The 15,401-nt window shown below is 45.4% G+C and carries 18 protein-coding genes; 14 read left to right on the top strand and 4 right to left on the bottom strand.

All coding sequences use genetic code 11. The features are described 5' to 3' along the window. Positions 1 to 266 precede the first annotated feature (266 nt). Positions 267 to 737 (bottom strand): TIGR02444 family protein, encoded by a 471-nt coding sequence (locus CWO27_RS15490; RefSeq protein WP_048605369.1) that lies wholly within the window; start codon positions 735 to 737, stop codon positions 267 to 269. Further along, a complete protein-coding gene (locus CWO27_RS15485) occupies positions 734 to 2,656 on the bottom strand; it encodes an ABC transporter ATP-binding protein (RefSeq protein WP_048659152.1) in 1,923 nt (640 codons plus the stop codon). The genes CWO27_RS15490 and CWO27_RS15485 overlap by 4 nt, the downstream gene beginning before the upstream one ends. Before the next feature lie 174 nt (positions 2,657 to 2,830). On the opposite strand from CWO27_RS15485, the gene kefG reads away from it, so the two are divergent. From kefG to CWO27_RS15460, 5 genes are all read left to right on the top strand, one after another. Then, the gene (gene kefG, locus CWO27_RS15480; protein WP_048659151.1) at positions 2,831 to 3,415 is read left to right on the top strand and encodes a glutathione-regulated potassium-efflux system ancillary protein KefG; all 585 of its coding nucleotides are present in this window, start codon (positions 2,831 to 2,833) and stop codon (positions 3,413 to 3,415) included. Continuing rightward, complete coding sequence (kefB, locus tag CWO27_RS15475) at positions 3,402 to 5,198, top strand: glutathione-regulated potassium-efflux system protein KefB (RefSeq protein ID WP_102433294.1); 1,797 nt, start codon at positions 3,402 to 3,404, stop codon at positions 5,196 to 5,198. The genes kefG and kefB overlap by 14 nt, the downstream gene beginning before the upstream one ends. Positions 5,199 to 5,355: 157 nt before the next feature. Further along, complete coding sequence (locus CWO27_RS15470) at positions 5,356 to 5,556, top strand: YheV family putative zinc ribbon protein (RefSeq protein ID WP_029235422.1); 201 nt, start codon at positions 5,356 to 5,358, stop codon at positions 5,554 to 5,556. A gap of 94 nt (positions 5,557 to 5,650) precedes the next feature. Next, entirely contained in the window at positions 5,651 to 6,241 is a 591-nt protein-coding gene (gene slyD / locus CWO27_RS15465) for a peptidylprolyl isomerase (protein ID WP_017061108.1), read from the top strand. Positions 6,242 to 6,459: 218 nt separating this feature from the next. Next, positions 6,460 to 7,425, top strand: coding sequence for an isoaspartyl peptidase/L-asparaginase family protein (locus CWO27_RS15460; protein ID WP_102433292.1), 966 nt, complete (start codon positions 6,460 to 6,462; stop codon positions 7,423 to 7,425). 115 nt (positions 7,426 to 7,540) lie between these two features. Here CWO27_RS15460 and CWO27_RS15455 read toward each other — a convergent pair whose 3' ends face one another. Together CWO27_RS15455 and CWO27_RS15450 are read right to left on the bottom strand one after the other, a co-directional pair. Next, positions 7,541 to 7,768 (bottom strand): SlyX family protein, encoded by a 228-nt coding sequence (locus CWO27_RS15455; RefSeq protein ID WP_009848930.1) that lies wholly within the window; start codon positions 7,766 to 7,768, stop codon positions 7,541 to 7,543. Positions 7,769 to 7,773: 5 nt separating this feature from the next. Then, the gene (locus CWO27_RS15450) at positions 7,774 to 8,751 is read right to left on the bottom strand and encodes a WD40 repeat domain-containing protein (RefSeq protein WP_048659148.1); all 978 of its coding nucleotides are present in this window, start codon (positions 8,749 to 8,751) and stop codon (positions 7,774 to 7,776) included. Between the two features lie 131 nt (positions 8,752 to 8,882). Between CWO27_RS15450 and fkpA the strand changes: the two genes are divergently transcribed. The 9 genes from fkpA to CWO27_RS15405 form a co-directional block, all read left to right on the top strand. After that, positions 8,883 to 9,659, top strand: a complete 777-nt coding sequence (gene fkpA, locus CWO27_RS15445) for an FKBP-type peptidyl-prolyl cis-trans isomerase (protein ID WP_048659147.1) — start codon at positions 8,883 to 8,885, stop codon at positions 9,657 to 9,659. Between the two features lie 205 nt (positions 9,660 to 9,864). Further along, positions 9,865 to 10,590, top strand: coding sequence for a helix-turn-helix transcriptional regulator (locus CWO27_RS15440; protein ID WP_004729851.1), 726 nt, complete (start codon positions 9,865 to 9,867; stop codon positions 10,588 to 10,590). Further along, complete coding sequence (gene tusD / locus CWO27_RS15435; RefSeq protein ID WP_017063709.1) at positions 10,584 to 10,973, top strand: sulfurtransferase complex subunit TusD; 390 nt, start codon at positions 10,584 to 10,586, stop codon at positions 10,971 to 10,973. The genes CWO27_RS15440 and tusD overlap by 7 nt, the downstream gene beginning before the upstream one ends. Beyond that, the gene (tusC, locus tag CWO27_RS15430; protein WP_102433290.1) at positions 10,970 to 11,326 is read left to right on the top strand and encodes a sulfurtransferase complex subunit TusC; all 357 of its coding nucleotides are present in this window, start codon (positions 10,970 to 10,972) and stop codon (positions 11,324 to 11,326) included. Before tusD ends, tusC begins: the two co-directional genes overlap by 4 nt. A gap of 8 nt (positions 11,327 to 11,334) precedes the next feature. Next, a complete protein-coding gene (tusB, locus tag CWO27_RS15425) occupies positions 11,335 to 11,610 on the top strand; it encodes a sulfurtransferase complex subunit TusB (RefSeq protein ID WP_048659145.1) in 276 nt (91 codons plus the stop codon). 182 nt (positions 11,611 to 11,792) lie between these two features. Beyond that, positions 11,793 to 12,167, top strand: coding sequence for a 30S ribosomal protein S12 (rpsL, locus tag CWO27_RS15420; RefSeq protein ID WP_004737194.1), 375 nt, complete (start codon positions 11,793 to 11,795; stop codon positions 12,165 to 12,167). Positions 12,168 to 12,273: 106 nt separating this feature from the next. After that, positions 12,274 to 12,744 carry a 30S ribosomal protein S7 gene (rpsG, locus tag CWO27_RS15415; RefSeq protein ID WP_010435163.1) on the top strand — a complete coding sequence of 157 codons (471 nt, stop codon included), beginning with the start codon at positions 12,274 to 12,276 and terminating at the stop codon, positions 12,742 to 12,744. Positions 12,745 to 12,910: 166 nt separating this feature from the next. Continuing rightward, complete coding sequence (gene fusA, locus CWO27_RS15410; protein ID WP_017061101.1) at positions 12,911 to 15,007, top strand: elongation factor G; 2,097 nt, start codon at positions 12,911 to 12,913, stop codon at positions 15,005 to 15,007. 147 nt (positions 15,008 to 15,154) lie between these two features. Further along, a partial coding sequence (locus CWO27_RS15405) for a GTP-binding protein (protein WP_258185197.1) occupies positions 15,155 to 15,401 on the top strand: 247 nt, incomplete at its 3' end.

Genomic DNA, 15,401 nt, shown 5'->3' with positions numbered 1-15,401 from the left:
CCATGCTTCTTTGATGGGCTTTGATAACGTGTTGAGCTTGCAGTGAAACGCCCACGTTTTTATTTGAGCTTGGTTGATTCTCGGCATAAGCGCAAGGCTTTCACTTATACGAGACACAAAAACAGGCTATGGGTAACCAGTTGAATAATATCAATGTTAGGTGCGTTAAACACTTAATTGTGCGTATTAGTCAGTGCATGCAAATGAAGAGAGACAGGGCGCAGTTAAGCTTGGATCTTGATTGAAGAAAAAGGAAAGAGAATGAGCTAGGGCTGAGGTGCTGGTTCAGAAAAAGCGTCGTAGAGGTTTTCTGCTCCTAATAAACGACAGTACTGAAACGCGAGCGGTGATTGCTGGTTAGCGTAAAGCTGTAGGGAGTTTATACAGTCGACGAGATCGGACTGTTGTTGCTTTTCAAGCTGTAACTCAAACTGTAAGGCTTCACGGTATAGTGAGTCGACAACGTGTGCTTTGAGGTGTTTACGTAGCTCTCGATAACTATGAAGCAGGGTTTCAGAGCGGCTCAAGCATTGTTGTACTTTGTGCCACTCTTCTTCAGCAAAAGACAATTGCTGCTCATCAAGCCATTTGAGAAGCAACAGTAAATTGACGTTGCCGTGGAACTGGTTTTGCAAAGCTAGGCACGCATCCTTTACACCGCGCACACTGTAGTACTGAAGGCTAAATTGCCATAGTCGTTCCAGTGTTAGTGATATTGGGGCGTGCTCTGGGCTCATAAGCTATCCATATCCTGTTCCATCTGCTCAAGCTCTTCTTGAGTGGACATCCAATCCATTTCAACTTCTTCTAGCTGTGACTTACTGCTCGCTTGGAGAGCGAGTACTTTATTCAGTTTAGCCTTATTTTCAGCTTCATACAGTGAAGTGTCGGATAATTCTTGCTCGGCTTCTTCAAGAGCCTGAGTTAATTTATCCATCTGTTTTTCAAATTGAGTAAGCTTTTTACGCAGTGGTGCCGTCAGTTTACGGAACTCGGCTTCTTTACGTTTTTGCTCTTTTTTCGCTGCTGCACTGTTGGCACCGTCTTTTGCTGGTGCCAATGCTTGTGCTTCTTTGCGCTCAACTTTCTGCTGTTCGGTTAGCCACTTGTAGTAATCGCTTAAGTCACCATCAAACGGTGCTACTTGGCGGTCGTGTACAAGGTATAAATCATCGGTAGTTGCACGCAATAGGTAACGGTCGTGCGATACGATAACCATTGCGCCTTCAAACGTCTGCAGGGCAAAAGTCAGCGCTTGACGCATGTCGAGATCCAAGTGGTTGGTTGGTTCATCGAGTAGCAACAGGTTTGGTTTTTGCCATACCAGTAGCGCTAATACTAAACGTGCTTTTTCACCACCGGAGAAAGGTGCTACTTTATCGAGCGCTTTTTCACCTTGGAAACCGAAGCTACCTAGGTAATCACGCAGTTGTTGTTCGGTGTGTTTAGGCGCAATCTGCATCATGTGTTGCAGCGGGGTTTCTTCAGGGTGCAGCGTTTCCAATTGGTGCTGTGCAAAGTAACCAATCTTAACGCCTTGCGAATAGCTCAGTTCGCCGCCTTGTTGTTTCAGTTCGCCTGAAAGCAACTTAATCAGCGTGGATTTACCAGCACCATTTCGACCAAGCAAACCAATACGACTGCCCGGTACTAGGTTCAAGCGAATCTTTTCTAGAATTAGGTTGTCGTCGTAGCCCGCAGATACCTCATCCATCATCATGATTGGGTTTGGTAGTGCGTCTGGCTCTCTAAACTCAAAGCTGAATGGGTTATCAAACTGAGCAGGTAGTACTTGTTCCATTTTCTCTAGCGCTTTAATACGGCTTTGCGCTTGGCGAGCCTTTGACGCTTTGTAACGGAAACGGTCAATGTAGCTCTGCATGTGAGACATCTGTTTCTGCTGCTTTTGGTACATCGCTTGTTGCAGAATCAGTTTTTGCGCTCGTTGGGTTTCGAACGATGAGTAGTTACCCGTGTACTCATTGAGCTGTTGATTTTCAACATGCACGATGCGGTTGACGATAGGGTCTAAGAAGTCTCTATCGTGCGAGATAAGCACTAGCGTACCAGGGTAGCTTTGTAACCAACGCTCTAGCCACATTACTGCGTCTAAATCCAAGTGGTTGGTAGGTTCATCGAGTAGCAGTAGGTCACTGCGACACAGTAGGGCTTGCGCTAGGTTTAAACGCATACGCCAACCACCTGAGAATTGAGTCAGGTTCCACGCCATTTGTTCTTGGCTAAAGCCTAGACCGTCTAACAGCTCGGCAGCGCGAGCCTTGATGCTGTAGCCACCAATGGTTTCAATCTTGCCGTGGATCTCTGCGACCAAGGTGCCGTTGTCGGCCTGTTCAGCTTTCTCTAGTTGATCTTCAAGGCCGCGGTATTCACGGTCACCATCAATCACGTATTCAATTGCTGTTCTTTCTAATGCTGGTGTTTCTTGAGCAACCCAAGCCATTTCCCAATGGGCAGGTTTGCTGAATGAGCCTGCATCAATAGACAGTTCGTCCTTAATTAAGGCGAATAGCGTAGATTTACCACAGCCGTTTTTACCAACCAAACCGATCTTGTCGCCAGGGTGAAAAGTCGCAGATGCTTGGTCGAGGAGTGGCTTACCGCCGCGTAGCAATTGAATATCAGAGAAAGTAATCATAATTGAAATAGCATAGAAATTAGAGGTGAACAGACGCCTGCATAGTAGGCTGAAACCAGATAAAAGTCGATCACAATGCAATTTGCGTTATGATGCCAATAACATATTAATAACTTTTGCTTAAATTCTTGTGGCCTTGCCACCGTTTAGCCTTCAAAGGAATGTTTCAAAGGAATGAGTAATACTCCCTCGACAGACAAACCCGTGCCAAAGGTGCTGGTCATCTATGCGCACCCTGAGCCGCAAACCTCTATCGCTAACCAGATCATGGTTAAAAAGATAGAGTCACTTGGGAATGTCAAAATCCACGATCTCTACGCCATCTATCCGGACTTCTTTATTGATGTGCCTTCCGAGCATGAGTTGCTGCTTGAATATGATGTGATTGTGTTCCAACACCCTTTGTTTATGTATTCATGTCCTTCGTTGTTGAAAGAGTGGTTTGATCGCGTGTTAGGTAAGGGTTTTGCCTTTGGTGAGCAAAGCGCACTTAAGGGCAAACACTGGCGTAGCGTTATCACAACCGGTGGTAAAGAAGAGGCGTTTGGTGCCGCAGGCTATAATAAATATCCATTACAAGAGATTTTGCAACCATTCGAGCTTACCGCTGCTTTGTGTCAGATGAATTGGATATCCCCTTTGGTTTTACACTGGGCACGAAATGTTACCGATATGACGCGTTACCAACACGCAGAAGCGTATCGAAATTGGTTGCGAGACCCGCTACAAGATATAGGAGCAGATGATGGCTCTGACTAATGATTTTCTACAAAGTAGCGTTATATTTTTAGCGGCTGCTGTGGTTGCGGTTCCTATCGCGCAGCGAGCTGGCTTGGGTTCAGTACTCGGTTACTTGTTAGCTGGTGTCGCGATTGGCCCTTGGGGACTTGGCTTAATCAGTGACGTAGAGGCGATTCTGCACTTCTCCGAATTCGGGGTAGTACTGCTGCTCTTCCTGATTGGCTTAGAGCTTAACCCGAAAAAATTGTGGCAGATGCGAGCCCCCATTCTCGGGCTGGGTGGCGCGCAAGTGCTGATCACCACCCTGATTATTACCGCCATCGCCTGTATGTTCGGTTTAACGTGGCAAACTAGCCTAGTGATAGGTATGGGCTTAGCTTTGTCTTCGACCGCAATCGCGTTGCGGGTTATTGAAGAGCGTGAACTCGGTGGTAAAGAAGCGGGGCAGTCTGGCTTTGCAGTGTTACTTTTCCAAGATATTGCAGTAATCCCTATGCTAGCAATGCTACCTTTGCTAGCAGGTAATACAGGCGGCAGCTGGGCGGACATGCTTTGGATGCTGGGTGGTGTGATTGGTCTGCTGGTCGGTGGCCACTTCTTATTGAGGCCTTTGTTCCGCTACGTCGTTATGAGTGGTGTGCGTGAGCTATTTACTGTTGCAGCGCTGTTACTTGTGATTGGTATTGCCGTCATCATGCAACAGATTGGCTTGTCGATGGCATTGGGTACTTTCCTAGCGGGCGTACTTCTGGCTGAAAGTGAATATCGACATGAGCTTGAAATTGCGATTGACCCATTCAAAGGGTTGTTGCTTGGTCTGTTCTTCATCTCTGTGGGTATGGCGGTGAATTTAGGCTTACTTGCTGAAAGCCCATTCGCGATACTGATTGCTGTATTAGCTCTCGTGGTTTTGAAAGGCTTAGTGCTGTATGGGCTAGCTCGTGTTTTCGGTACTCAAGCCAAAGCCCGTAGTCGCATGGCGATGATTCTCAGCCAAGGTGGTGAGTTCGCTTTCGTTATTTTTACCGCGGCGAGTGCTCAAGGTATCTTAAGTGGTGAACAAGTGTCGTTCTTACTGGTGGTTGTGAGTTTGTCGATGGTGACCACGCCATTGATGCTCAAGCTGCAAGACCGATTCTTTGCTCGTCAACTTAACCAAATCAGCGAAAACGCAATGTCTTCGGATGTTGTCGATCGCAGTCCTCGAGTGATCATTGCAGGCTTTGGTCGTTTTGGTCAGATCATTGGTCGTTTGATGTATGCCAATAAGATTCGTATTACCGTTCTTGAGAGTGATGCCAGCCAAATCCATATCCTTAGAAAGTTTGGCTACAAAGTATTTTACGGAGACTCGACTCACCTCGAGCTGTTACGCGCAGCTGGTGCTGATAAAGCAGAGGCGATTGTGCTGTGTACTGACTCTCCCGATGAAATCATGAAAACCGTCGATTTATGTAAGCAGCACTTCCCGCGCTTAAAGATCTTAGCTCGTGCACGAAGCCGTGTTGAAGCATATCAATTACTTAACCACGGTGTGAGTAACTACTCTCGTGAAACCTTCCTTGGTGCACTGGATTTAGGTCGTCAAACATTGACTGAACTTGGTATGCATCCATATAAAGCGAAGCGAGCAGAAGCACACTTTAGAAAGTTGGATAATGGTATGCTCAAAGAGTTACTGCCTCAGCATAACGAAGATGCCGAGTTGGCCCAAAGAGCGAAAGAGGCTCGTAAAGAGCTTGAAGAGATTTTTGGACACGAGATGGAAAACGATCACCAGTCTCGAAACTATTGGCAGTAGCCTGAATTGATAACTAATAGCTTGAGTTTAGAGATATAGCTTGAGCTAAGAAATAACAGTCTAGATAACTAATCTAATAATAAACGTGGTCTCTGCTTTTTCTTAAATAGATCTAGAGTGGAAGAACTACGAATCCAGAGTAGTAAAGGATAAGAACGTGAAACAGAAAAAACGCTTTATCGCAGGAGCAAGCTGCCCAAGTTGTAATACTCAAGACACACTCCGTTGGTGGATTGAAAATAATATCGAGCTGGTGGAATGTGTCGATTGTGACTTCACAGAACAGCGTAAACCGAAAACTGTAGAGAAATCTGAACACGCGAATCAAGAAATGATCGGTATTTTTAAGCCTGAATGATTGAGTTTCGTTAATTGATCCCCATAATATCCGGGTACAGAATTTTTCCTAAGCTCAACTGTTCGAGCTTAGTCCAAACCTCCTTGGAGCTCTCATGAAAATTGAAAAGAACGTAGTAGTTAGTGTTGCATATCAAGTGAAACTTGAAGATGGCGTAGTAGTTGACCAATCAACTGCAGAAGCTCCACTAGATTACCTTCACGGTCACAACAACCTAATTACAGGTCTTGAAAAAGAGCTTGAAGGCAAAGTAGCTGGCGACAAGTTCTCTGCAACGGTTACTCCAGAAGACGCATACGGCGAGCACAACGACGCACTAGTTCAACGTGTTCCTGCTGACGTATTCCAAGGTGTTGAGCAAATCGAAGTTGGCATGCGTTTCCTAGCGGATACTGACCAAGGTCCAATCCCAGTAGAAGTTACTGAAGTAGATGGCGACGAAGTTGTTGTTGATGGTAACCACATGCTAGCTGGCCAAACTCTAACGTTTGACGTTGAAGTTGTAGCGGTTCGTGAAGCGACTGAAGAAGAAGTTCAACACGGTCACGTACACCAAGAAGGCGGCTGTGGCGGTCACGACCACGATCATGACCACGAAGGCGGTTGCTGTGGTGGCGAAGGCCATGACCACGGTGAAGAGAAAAAAGACGGCTGCTGCGGCGGCGGTAGCTGTGGTTCTCACTAATACCGAATTAACGGTTTAGTTTAAGAATCTTGAAAGCCTCCCTTGCGGAGGCTTTTTGTGTTTAGGAGTCTAGCTTTTTGATCTCGCTTTTATCCACCAAACCAAGTGTCCGAAAGTCTAAGCATTCGAAAAAAGTTTGGTTTTCGCTATCAGACATCGAACCATGGATGTGGTATTGATAGCACAATATTATAAGACGACGTCAGTGGAGAGTTTGTATGTCACAGCCTTTTTCAATTGCCATTCATGGTGGTGCAGGAACCATCTTGCGAGAGCAAATGAGCGATGAATTAAAAGCGGGTATTACCGAGGCTTTGGAAAAATCGGTTTTGGCTGGTTATAAAATATTGCAATCGGGTGGTGATGCTCTGGATGCGGTAGTCGCATCGGTTAAGGTGATGGAAGACAGTCCCCACTTTAATGCCGGCAAAGGCTCGGTTCTAACGCATGATGAATTTGTTGAAATGGACGCTTCTGTGATGCATGGCCGCGAAATGGATGCGGGGGCAATTGCAGGCGTTCGTCATATCAAAAACCCGATTGAACTTGCGCGTGATGTGATGCTGAAAAGCGACCATGTACTATTGATTGGTGAAGGCGCCGAGAAGTTTGCGTTTGAGCATGAATATACGTTTACTGAGCAAGACTACTTCTTTACTGAGCGCCGTTATGACCAGCTTCAGTCGATGAAAGAGAAAGGCATTTTTGCTTTGTCTGAAGCGAAATATGATGAACAGCAAGCTGAGAAATACCCTGACGACAAAAAGTACGGCACGGTCGGTGCAGTCGCATTAGACCAAGCGGGCAACTTAGCGGCAGCCACCAGTACCGGTGGCGTGACCAATAAGAAATACGGTCGTGTCGGGGATTCTCCGATTATTGGTGCAGGAACCATGGCTGAAAATGGCAACGTTGCTGTCTCAACAACCGGGATGGGCGAGTTCTTCTTAAGAAAGATGGTTGCGAGTGATGTGGCGGCACGAATGCGTTATCTCAAAGAAGATGTGCATACCGCTTGTGAACACATTATCCAAGGTGAACTGAAAACCATGGGCGGGGAAGGTGGCTTGATCGCTATCGATGACCAAGGCGATATTCATTTTGGTATGAACAGCTCTGGGATGTATCGTGCAAGCGTTGATACTCAAGGCCGTGTAGAAGTGAAGATTTATGCTGATGAGTAATCTCATACAGGCGTAAATTAAATTACCAAGTACATAAACAAAGGGCGACAGATATTTTCTGCCGCCCTTTGTTTTTCAATTGTGGCAAATGAGCAGTAGCCCATTTGAATCGAACTTAATAGTGTGGAGGTGGCGTCTCTTCTGATGCGTCTGCTAGGTTAGAGCCATCCATATTTTTCACTTTGCCAACCACGAACTTCATCTGATCTTGCATTCTCGTGATCAACATTTGCTGTTGGCTAAGCGCTTCATTGAGTTCTTCAATGGTCTGTTCTTGGAAAGCTAGCTGACACTCTAGGTCATTAACGCGGCTTTCTAGTTGTTCAACTCGCTTTTCTGTCATCGTTCTTAATCCACATTCCAAGCTTGGGCAATGCCCGCTGAGGTGCCCGATATCACACGGTTCTTATCATCAAAGGCTGCATCATACACTACCGCACGAGGAGGGCGAGCATCTTTTAGTGGCTCAGCATCGTGGCGAGAAATTCGTTTGCCATCCTGAGTATTCCACACACTCACTTGGCTAGATGGTGTGCCTGTCACCAACATACTGCCGTCATCAGAAAAACGAGCACTCGAGAAAATCAACTGTCGAGACCAGCTTTGCAGTTGTGCTTGAGGTTCGCCCGTTTCAAGATCCCAAATCATTGCTTGGTTGCCGCCATCAGAGGTAAAAGCCAGCTCACCATCGCGTTGTAGCGCGACTCGTACTACTCTTTGTTCATGCTCAAAGGAGCGCAATACCAAGCCCGACTCAGTATCCCAAAGGTAGGCTTTGTAGTCGTTACCCCCTGATAGGGCGTAGCGACCATTGGATGAAAGGGACACGGAATTCACTTTTTCTCGGTGAGCAAGGAACTCCAGACGGCGTCCGGTGACTAAGTCCACATAGATGGCTTTGCCATTAGAAAGGCCAAGCAGTACTTTTTCACCATTGCTAGAGATATCGACATCGCGAATCAAGCCGTCTGAGATAGACCATAGCCCTTGTGCTTGAGTCCAAGATAAGTCCCAAACGGCGAAGTTCATTTGGCTCGCGGTAATGGCAAAACGGCCATTGTCCGAGATACGGATACGTGATACTTGGTTTTCTAACTGATCTTGTGGGCCAAGCTGAGCCAACTCTTGGTTTTGGGCGAGATCCCAAAGCAGTAGTTGTTTTTGCTGAGAGTAGAGCAGGGCGAAGCGTCCATCTCTGCTGAGTGCAAAGCTGGTGGCACCGTTGGGTTCAATTTCCCAACGTTGCTCATCATCTTGGAAGAAAAAACATCCATTTAACAAGGTGATGACAATTGCACATAGCAATGAATGGAAAAATATTTGCATCACGTCTAATAATCCGGTTTTTGTCGAAAGACATATGACTAGTATATTGTTATAACTAACGTATTCACACCAATCTAATCATTAGATTTGTGCACAATAACCAATGGCTTGGCCATTAATTGGAGAATTCAATGAAATCAGTTTTAAAAGTATCACTGCTTGCCGCAACGGTTATGCTAGCAGTTGGTTGTCAGAAAGAAGAACCAAAGGCAGAAGCTCCACAGGTAGAAGAAGTTAAAGTTGAAGCAGTAAACTTTAAAACAGAAGATGACAAAGCGGCTTACGCAATCGGTGTATCTTTCGCGAACTACCTAAGCACAAGCATTGATAAGCCAAGTGAGCTAGGTATCAACCTAGACAAAGATATGGTTCTTCAAGGTATCGAAGACGTATTTGCAGAGAAAACAGCACTTAACGAAGAAGAAACTCGCGCAGCTCTTGAAGCTCTAGACAAGCGTGTTGCTGAAACGATGCAAGCACAAGCGGCAGAAAAATCTGCAGAAGTGAAGAAAGCTGGTGATGACTTCCGTGCTGAGTTCGCTAAAACTGAAGGCGTTAAGCAAACTGAATCTGGCCTACTTTACCAAGTAATGACACAAGGTGAAGGCGCTTCTCCAAAAGACACCGATACCGTTCAAGTACACTACAAAGGTACACTAACTGATGGTACTCAGTTCGATAGCTCTTACGATCGTGGCGAACCAGCAACATTCCCACTAAACCGCGTAATCCCAGGCTGGACTGAAGGCGTACAGCTGATGCAAGTCGGTTCTAAGTACAAGTTCGTTATCCCGCCAGAGCTAGCATACGGTGAGCAAGACACACCGACTATCCCAGCTAACTCAACGCTAGTATTCGAAGTAGAACTACTAAACATCGATAACGCTGAAGCAGCTCCTGCACAGTAATATCGGTCAAAAACCTCGTACTAAAATACGTTGATTGAATAAAAAGCCTAACTTTGAGTTAGGCTTTTTTTATGATTTGAAGATGAGTATTTGATTTTTAAACTTGTTCTAAATCACTAGTTGCAATGTTAGCTAGGTGTGCAATTAAAATTTTCTGATAAACTTACATAAATTTGTTGATTTTTCACACGAAGGTAAGGAATAAGTGACTACTACAGAAACAGTCAATGCAGATGTGTTACTTGAAATGGAATCAGTCCACGTTATGCCATTCAGTGAACACGATAAAATCATTCTAAGATCTTATGAGGCCGTTGTTGACGGTATTGCGAGCCTTATTGGTCCGTTTTGTGAAATCGTTTTGCACTCTTTAGAAGACCTCAATACTTCTGCGATTAAAATTGCCAACGGCGAAAATACAGGTCGTCAGGTTGGCTCGCCGATCACCGATCTTGCATTGAAGATGCTAAAAGATATTGAAGGTTCTAAGCGTAACTTCTCACGTTCATATTTCACTCGCGCTAAAGGTGGAGTGTTGATGAAGTCGATCACGGTTGCTATCCGCAACGGTGAAGACCGAGTGATTGGCCTACTGTGTATTAACGTGAACCTAGACGCGCCATTCTCACAAGTACTGCAATCGTTCATGCCTACGCAAGACGCAGACGAAGCCGCATCATCGGTTAACTTCGCTAGTGACGTTGAAGAACTTGTCGACCAAACGGTTGAACGCACCATAGAAGAAATTAACGCTGACAAATCGGTATCGAATAATACTAAGAACCGTCAGATCGTGATGGAGTTGTACGATAAAGGTATTTTCGACATCAAAGACGCGATTAACCGCGTTGCTGAGCGACTGAACATCTCTAAGCACACCGTGTACCTATACATCCGCCAACGTAAAACAGAGGATGAAGAGGGTTGCTAAGCTATACACTCCTAGTTAATGGGCCGGTGTATGGCTCACAGTCAGCAAGAAGTGCCTACCAGTTTGCCGTGGCTCTGATTAAACAGGGCCACAAACTTCACAGTGTGTTCTTCTATCAAGATGGCGTCAGTAACGGCTCAGACCTTACCGTACCGGCTAACGATGAATTTGACTTAGCTTCAGCTTGGCAAAAGCTGGCTGATGAGCACGATGTTAGCCTTGAAACCTGTGTGGCTGCTGCGCTAAGACGCGGAGTGATTAGCTCTGAAGAAGCAGAGCAACATCAACTAAGTGCCTCTAACCTAGCAACTGGATTTACTCAGGCCGGATTAGGGAGCTTATCGGAAGCACTACTAACGCAAGATAGGGTGGTGCAGTTTTGAGAAAGTTAGCCTTTATATTTAACAGTTACCCTCATACGACCGCTGCGGGTAGAGAAGGGTTAGACGCCCTGCTTGCTGCGTCCGCATACAGTGAAGACATTGCCGTGTTCTTTGTTGGTGATGGGGTGACTCAGCTTCTTAAAGCGCAGCAGCCCGACGAAACACTATCGCGTGACTACATCTCTGCATTCAAACTTATGGACCTTTACGACATCGAACAGGTGTATGTGTGTCAGCATAGTCTGAGTCAGTTTGGTCTTTCAGCAGACAACCTGTTGATCGATGTGACCACCGTTGAAGCCGACGAGTTAACGCAGAAGTTATCTCAGTGCCAACAGATACTGACTTTCTAAGGGACGCTATGCTTCATATCGTAAAATCAGTCGACAAACTTAAACTCGCATTGACCTACTCTCAGCCACAGGATCAGTTCCTTTTGGTGGAAGATGCGGTGTATGTTTGCCTTCCAAATCATGAGTTATTCACTCAAATCTGCGCAGTAGAGCAGGTGTCGGTGTTAAAACCAGATCTCGATAGCCGAGGTTTACAACTACTTGTCTCAAGTACCATTGATCAAGTTGACTTCGATGGCTTCGTTAAACTGACGGTTTTGAAAGACAAATCAGTGACTTGGTAAGCGTGTTTTATCAGTTTGGTTAAAATTAGACCATCCTGAGCTCTAGACGGCTAAAAAAGATCTGTATATTTCTTGACACACCTCCCACTGCTGAATAGAATTTTGCGTCCCTAATTACGACTTGTGATTAGGGATAGATTTTTCACAAAGCTTACTTTCAAGTAAATTTCAGGAGCTAGTTAATGGCAACTATTAACCAGTTGGTTCGCAAGCCTCGTGTAAAGCAAGTTGTTAAAAGCAACGTGCCTGCACTAGAAGCGTGCCCACAAAAACGTGGTGTATGTACTCGTGTTTACACTACTACACCTAAAAAACCTAACTCGGCACTACGTAAAGTATGTCGTGTACGTCTAACCAACGGTTTCGAAGTAACTTCGTACATCGGTGGTGAAGGTCACAACCTTCAAGAGCACAGTGTTGTACTAATCCGTGGCGGTCGTGTAAAAGACCTTCCGGGTGTTCGTTACCACACTGTTCGCGGCGCGCTAGACTGTGCTGGCGTTAACGACCGTAAACAAGGTCGTTCTAAGTACGGTGTGAAACGTCCTAAGTCTTAATGCATTTTCTTTTTTAAAAGAAAGCGTTAAGTAAGGCCAAACACTATTTTATTTATTATTCTGAAAAGTTTTGGAAAAAACCTGAAGAAGACAACGGAGAATATCCATGCCACGTCGTCGCGTAATAGGTCAGCGTAAGATCCTTCCAGATCCTAAGTTCAAATCTGAATTGCTGGCAAAATTCGTTAACATCCTTATGGTTGACGGAAAGAAATCTACTGCAGAGAAAATCGTTTACACTGCACTAGATTCAATGGCTGAGAAGTCTGGTAAAGACCACTTAGCTGTATTTGAAGAAGCTCTTGAAAATGTTCGCCCAGCGGTAGAAGTTAAATCTCGCCGTGTAGGTGGTTCAACTTACCAAGTACCTGTAGAAGTTCGTCCGGTTCGCCGTAACGCTCTTGCTATGCGTTGGGTAGTTGAAGCTGCGCGTAAGCGTGGTGAAAAATCTATGGCTCAACGCCTAGCTGCTGAAATGCTAGACGCGTCTGAGAACAAAGGTACTGCGGTTAAGAAACGTGAAGACGTTCACCGCATGGCTGACGCAAACAAAGCGTTCGCACATTACCGTTGGTAATACCTTTTTAGTGCTGCAAGGTTCCTTGCAGCACTTCTTTAGTTCCTATGCTTATGCTAGGAACTATTGCTATTTCTAGGGCAAGCAATTTTTAGCGAAGCATCGCTTTTAACGCATAATCTAGGCATAGCAATAGTCCCTAAGTCTCTAATAAGAGGATTCAACCGTGGCTCGTAAAACTCCTATAGAGCAATACCGTAATATCGGTATCGTTGCTCACGTAGATGCAGGTAAAACAACCACAAGTGAACGTATTCTGTTCTATACCGGTCTTTCTCATAAAATCGGCGAAGTTCACGATGGTGCAGCAACCATGGACTGGATGGAGCAAGAGCAAGAGCGCGGTATTACGATCACTTCAGCAGCAACCACTACGTTTTGGCGTGGTATGGAAGCTCAGTTCTCGGACCACCGTATCAACATCATCGACACTCCTGGACACGTTGACTTCACAATCGAAGTAGAACGTTCTTTGCGTGTACTTGATGGTGCAGTTGTTGTGTTCTGTGGCTCATCTGGTGTTGAACCTCAGTCAGAGACAGTATGGCGTCAAGCTGATAAGTACCAAGTTCCACGTATGGTTTTCGTTAATAAAATGGACCGTACCGGCGCAGACTTCTTGCGCGTAGTTGAACAGATCAAGGACCGCCTAGGCGCAACTCCTGTTCCAATTCAACTGAACATTGGTGCTGAAGAAAACTTCCAAGGCGTTGTCGATCTTATCAAGATGAAGGCAATTAACTGGAACGAAGCTGACCAAGGCATGACTTTTACGTACGAAGATATCCCTGCAGACATGCAAGAAATGGCTGAAGAATATCGTACAGAACTTGTTGAAGCTGCTGCAGAAGCAAATGAAGAGCTGATGGATAAGTACCTTGAAGAAGGTGAACTAACAGAAGCTGAAATCAAACAAGGTCTTCGTACTCGTACCCTTAATAATGAAATCGTACTTGCTACTTGTGGTAGTGCATTCAAAAACAAAGGTGTACAAGCTGTTCTAGATGCAGTTGTTGATTTCCTTCCTTCTCCAGTCGATGTACCTGCAATTAAGGGTATCGATGAAGACGAGAACGAAGCAGAGCGTCACGCAGACGACAAAGAACCGTTCTCAGCGCTAGCATTCAAGATTGCAACAGACCCATTCGTTGGTACTTTAACTTTCATCCGTGTTTACTCTGGTGTTGTTGAAAGCGGTAAAACAGCTTACAACTCTGTGAAGAAACAACGTGAACGCTTAGGTCGCATTGTTCAAATGCACTCAAACAAGCGTGAAGAAGTAAAAGAAGTACGAGCAGGTGACATCGCAGCCATCATTGGCCTGAAAGATGTGACTACTGGTGAAACCCTTTGTGACCAGAACCATAAGATTGTTCTTGAGCGCATGGAGTTCCCAGACCCAGTTATTCAGATCGTTGTAGAGCCAAGCTCTCAAGCTGATCAAGATAAAATGACTATCGCTCTAGGTAAACTAGCAGCGGAAGACCCATCGTTCCGCGTTGATATGGATGCGGAAACTGGCCAGACTCTAATTTCTGGTATGGGTGAACTACACTTAGATATCATCGTTGACCGTATGAAGCGTGAATTTAGCGTGAACTGCAACGTTGGTAACCCGCAAGTGGCTTACCGTGAGACTATTCGTGGTACAGCGAAAGCGGAAGGTAAATTTATCCGTGAACATGGTGGTAAAGGTCAGTACGGTCACGTATGGCTGAAACTGGAACCATCAGAAGCTGGCGAAGGCTTTGTCTTTGTGGATGAAATTGCCAATGGTATCGTACCGAAAGAGTTTATTGCTTCAGTCGCTAAAGGCGTTGAAGAGCAGATGAACAATGGTGTGCTTGCTGGCTATCCAGTTTTGGATATCAAAGCTACACTATATGATGGTTCTTACCATGAAACAGATTCAAGTGAGATGGCGTTTACAATCGCTGCCTCTATGGCTTTCAGAACGGGTGCACTTGAAGCGCAACCAGTTTTGCTTGAGCCTATGATGAAAGTTGAAGTAACTACTCCAGAAGACTGGATGGGTGACGTTGTTGGCGATATTAACCGTCGTCGCGGCATCATCGAAGGTATGGACGAGGGGACAGCTGGCCTGAAGATAATTCGTGCACAAGTTCCGTTGTCTGTCATGTTCGGTTACGCAACTGATTTACGTTCTGCGACACAAGGTCGTGCTTCTTACTCTATGGAGTTTAGTGAGTACGCTGAAGTGCCTAACAATGTTGCAAAAGCAATCATTGCAGAGCGTGGTTAAACAAAAGGAAGGCATTTTTTTTCATTTTTTGAAAGAACAATGCGTCCAAATATTGCGCTAACGAGAGTTGGCGCATAAAATAGCAATTTCTGGCGCGTCTCGCTCAATAATGAACGTGGCGAATCATAACTAGGAAGGAACACGATTGTGTCTAAAGAAAAATTTGAACGTACGAAACCGCACGTAAACGTTGGTACTATCGGCCACGTTGACCACGGTAAAACAACTCTAACTGCTGCTATCTGTACTACTCTTGCAAAAGTATACGGCGGTGTTGCTAAAGATTTCGCATCTATCGATAACGCTCCAGAAGAGCTTGAGCGCGGTATCACAATCGCAACTTCTCACGTTGAGTACGACACTCCAGCACGTCACTACGCACACGTAGACTGTC

The sequence above is a fragment of the Vibrio sp. 10N.286.51.C3 genome (genome assembly GCF_003050065.1).
GTDB classification, from domain to species: domain Bacteria; phylum Pseudomonadota; class Gammaproteobacteria; order Enterobacterales; family Vibrionaceae; genus Vibrio; species Vibrio crassostreae.
The sequence above is the reverse complement of the archived record's forward strand: the minus strand, read 5'-3'. Positions and strand labels throughout refer to the sequence as shown.

Coding starts and splice junctions, on each gene's coding strand:
- CWO27_RS15490 (WP_048605369.1), bottom strand. CDS start 737: ATGAGCCCAGAGCACGCCCCAATATCACTAACACTGGAACGACTATGG.
- CWO27_RS15485 (WP_048659152.1), bottom strand. CDS start 2,656: ATGATTACTTTCTCTGATATTCAATTGCTACGCGGCGGTAAGCCACTC.
- kefG (WP_048659151.1), top strand. CDS start 2,831: ATGAGTAATACTCCCTCGACAGACAAACCCGTGCCAAAGGTGCTGGTC.
- kefB (WP_102433294.1), top strand. CDS start 3,402: ATGGCTCTGACTAATGATTTTCTACAAAGTAGCGTTATATTTTTAGCG.
- slyD (WP_017061108.1), top strand. CDS start 5,651: ATGAAAATTGAAAAGAACGTAGTAGTTAGTGTTGCATATCAAGTGAAA.
- CWO27_RS15460 (WP_102433292.1), top strand. CDS start 6,460: ATGTCACAGCCTTTTTCAATTGCCATTCATGGTGGTGCAGGAACCATC.
- CWO27_RS15455 (WP_009848930.1), bottom strand. CDS start 7,768: ATGACAGAAAAGCGAGTTGAACAACTAGAAAGCCGCGTTAATGACCTA.
- CWO27_RS15450 (WP_048659148.1), bottom strand. CDS start 8,751: ATGCAAATATTTTTCCATTCATTGCTATGTGCAATTGTCATCACCTTG.
- fkpA (WP_048659147.1), top strand. CDS start 8,883: ATGAAATCAGTTTTAAAAGTATCACTGCTTGCCGCAACGGTTATGCTA.
- tusB (WP_048659145.1), top strand. CDS start 11,335: ATGCTTCATATCGTAAAATCAGTCGACAAACTTAAACTCGCATTGACC.
- rpsL (WP_004737194.1), top strand. CDS start 11,793: ATGGCAACTATTAACCAGTTGGTTCGCAAGCCTCGTGTAAAGCAAGTT.
- rpsG (WP_010435163.1), top strand. CDS start 12,274: ATGCCACGTCGTCGCGTAATAGGTCAGCGTAAGATCCTTCCAGATCCT.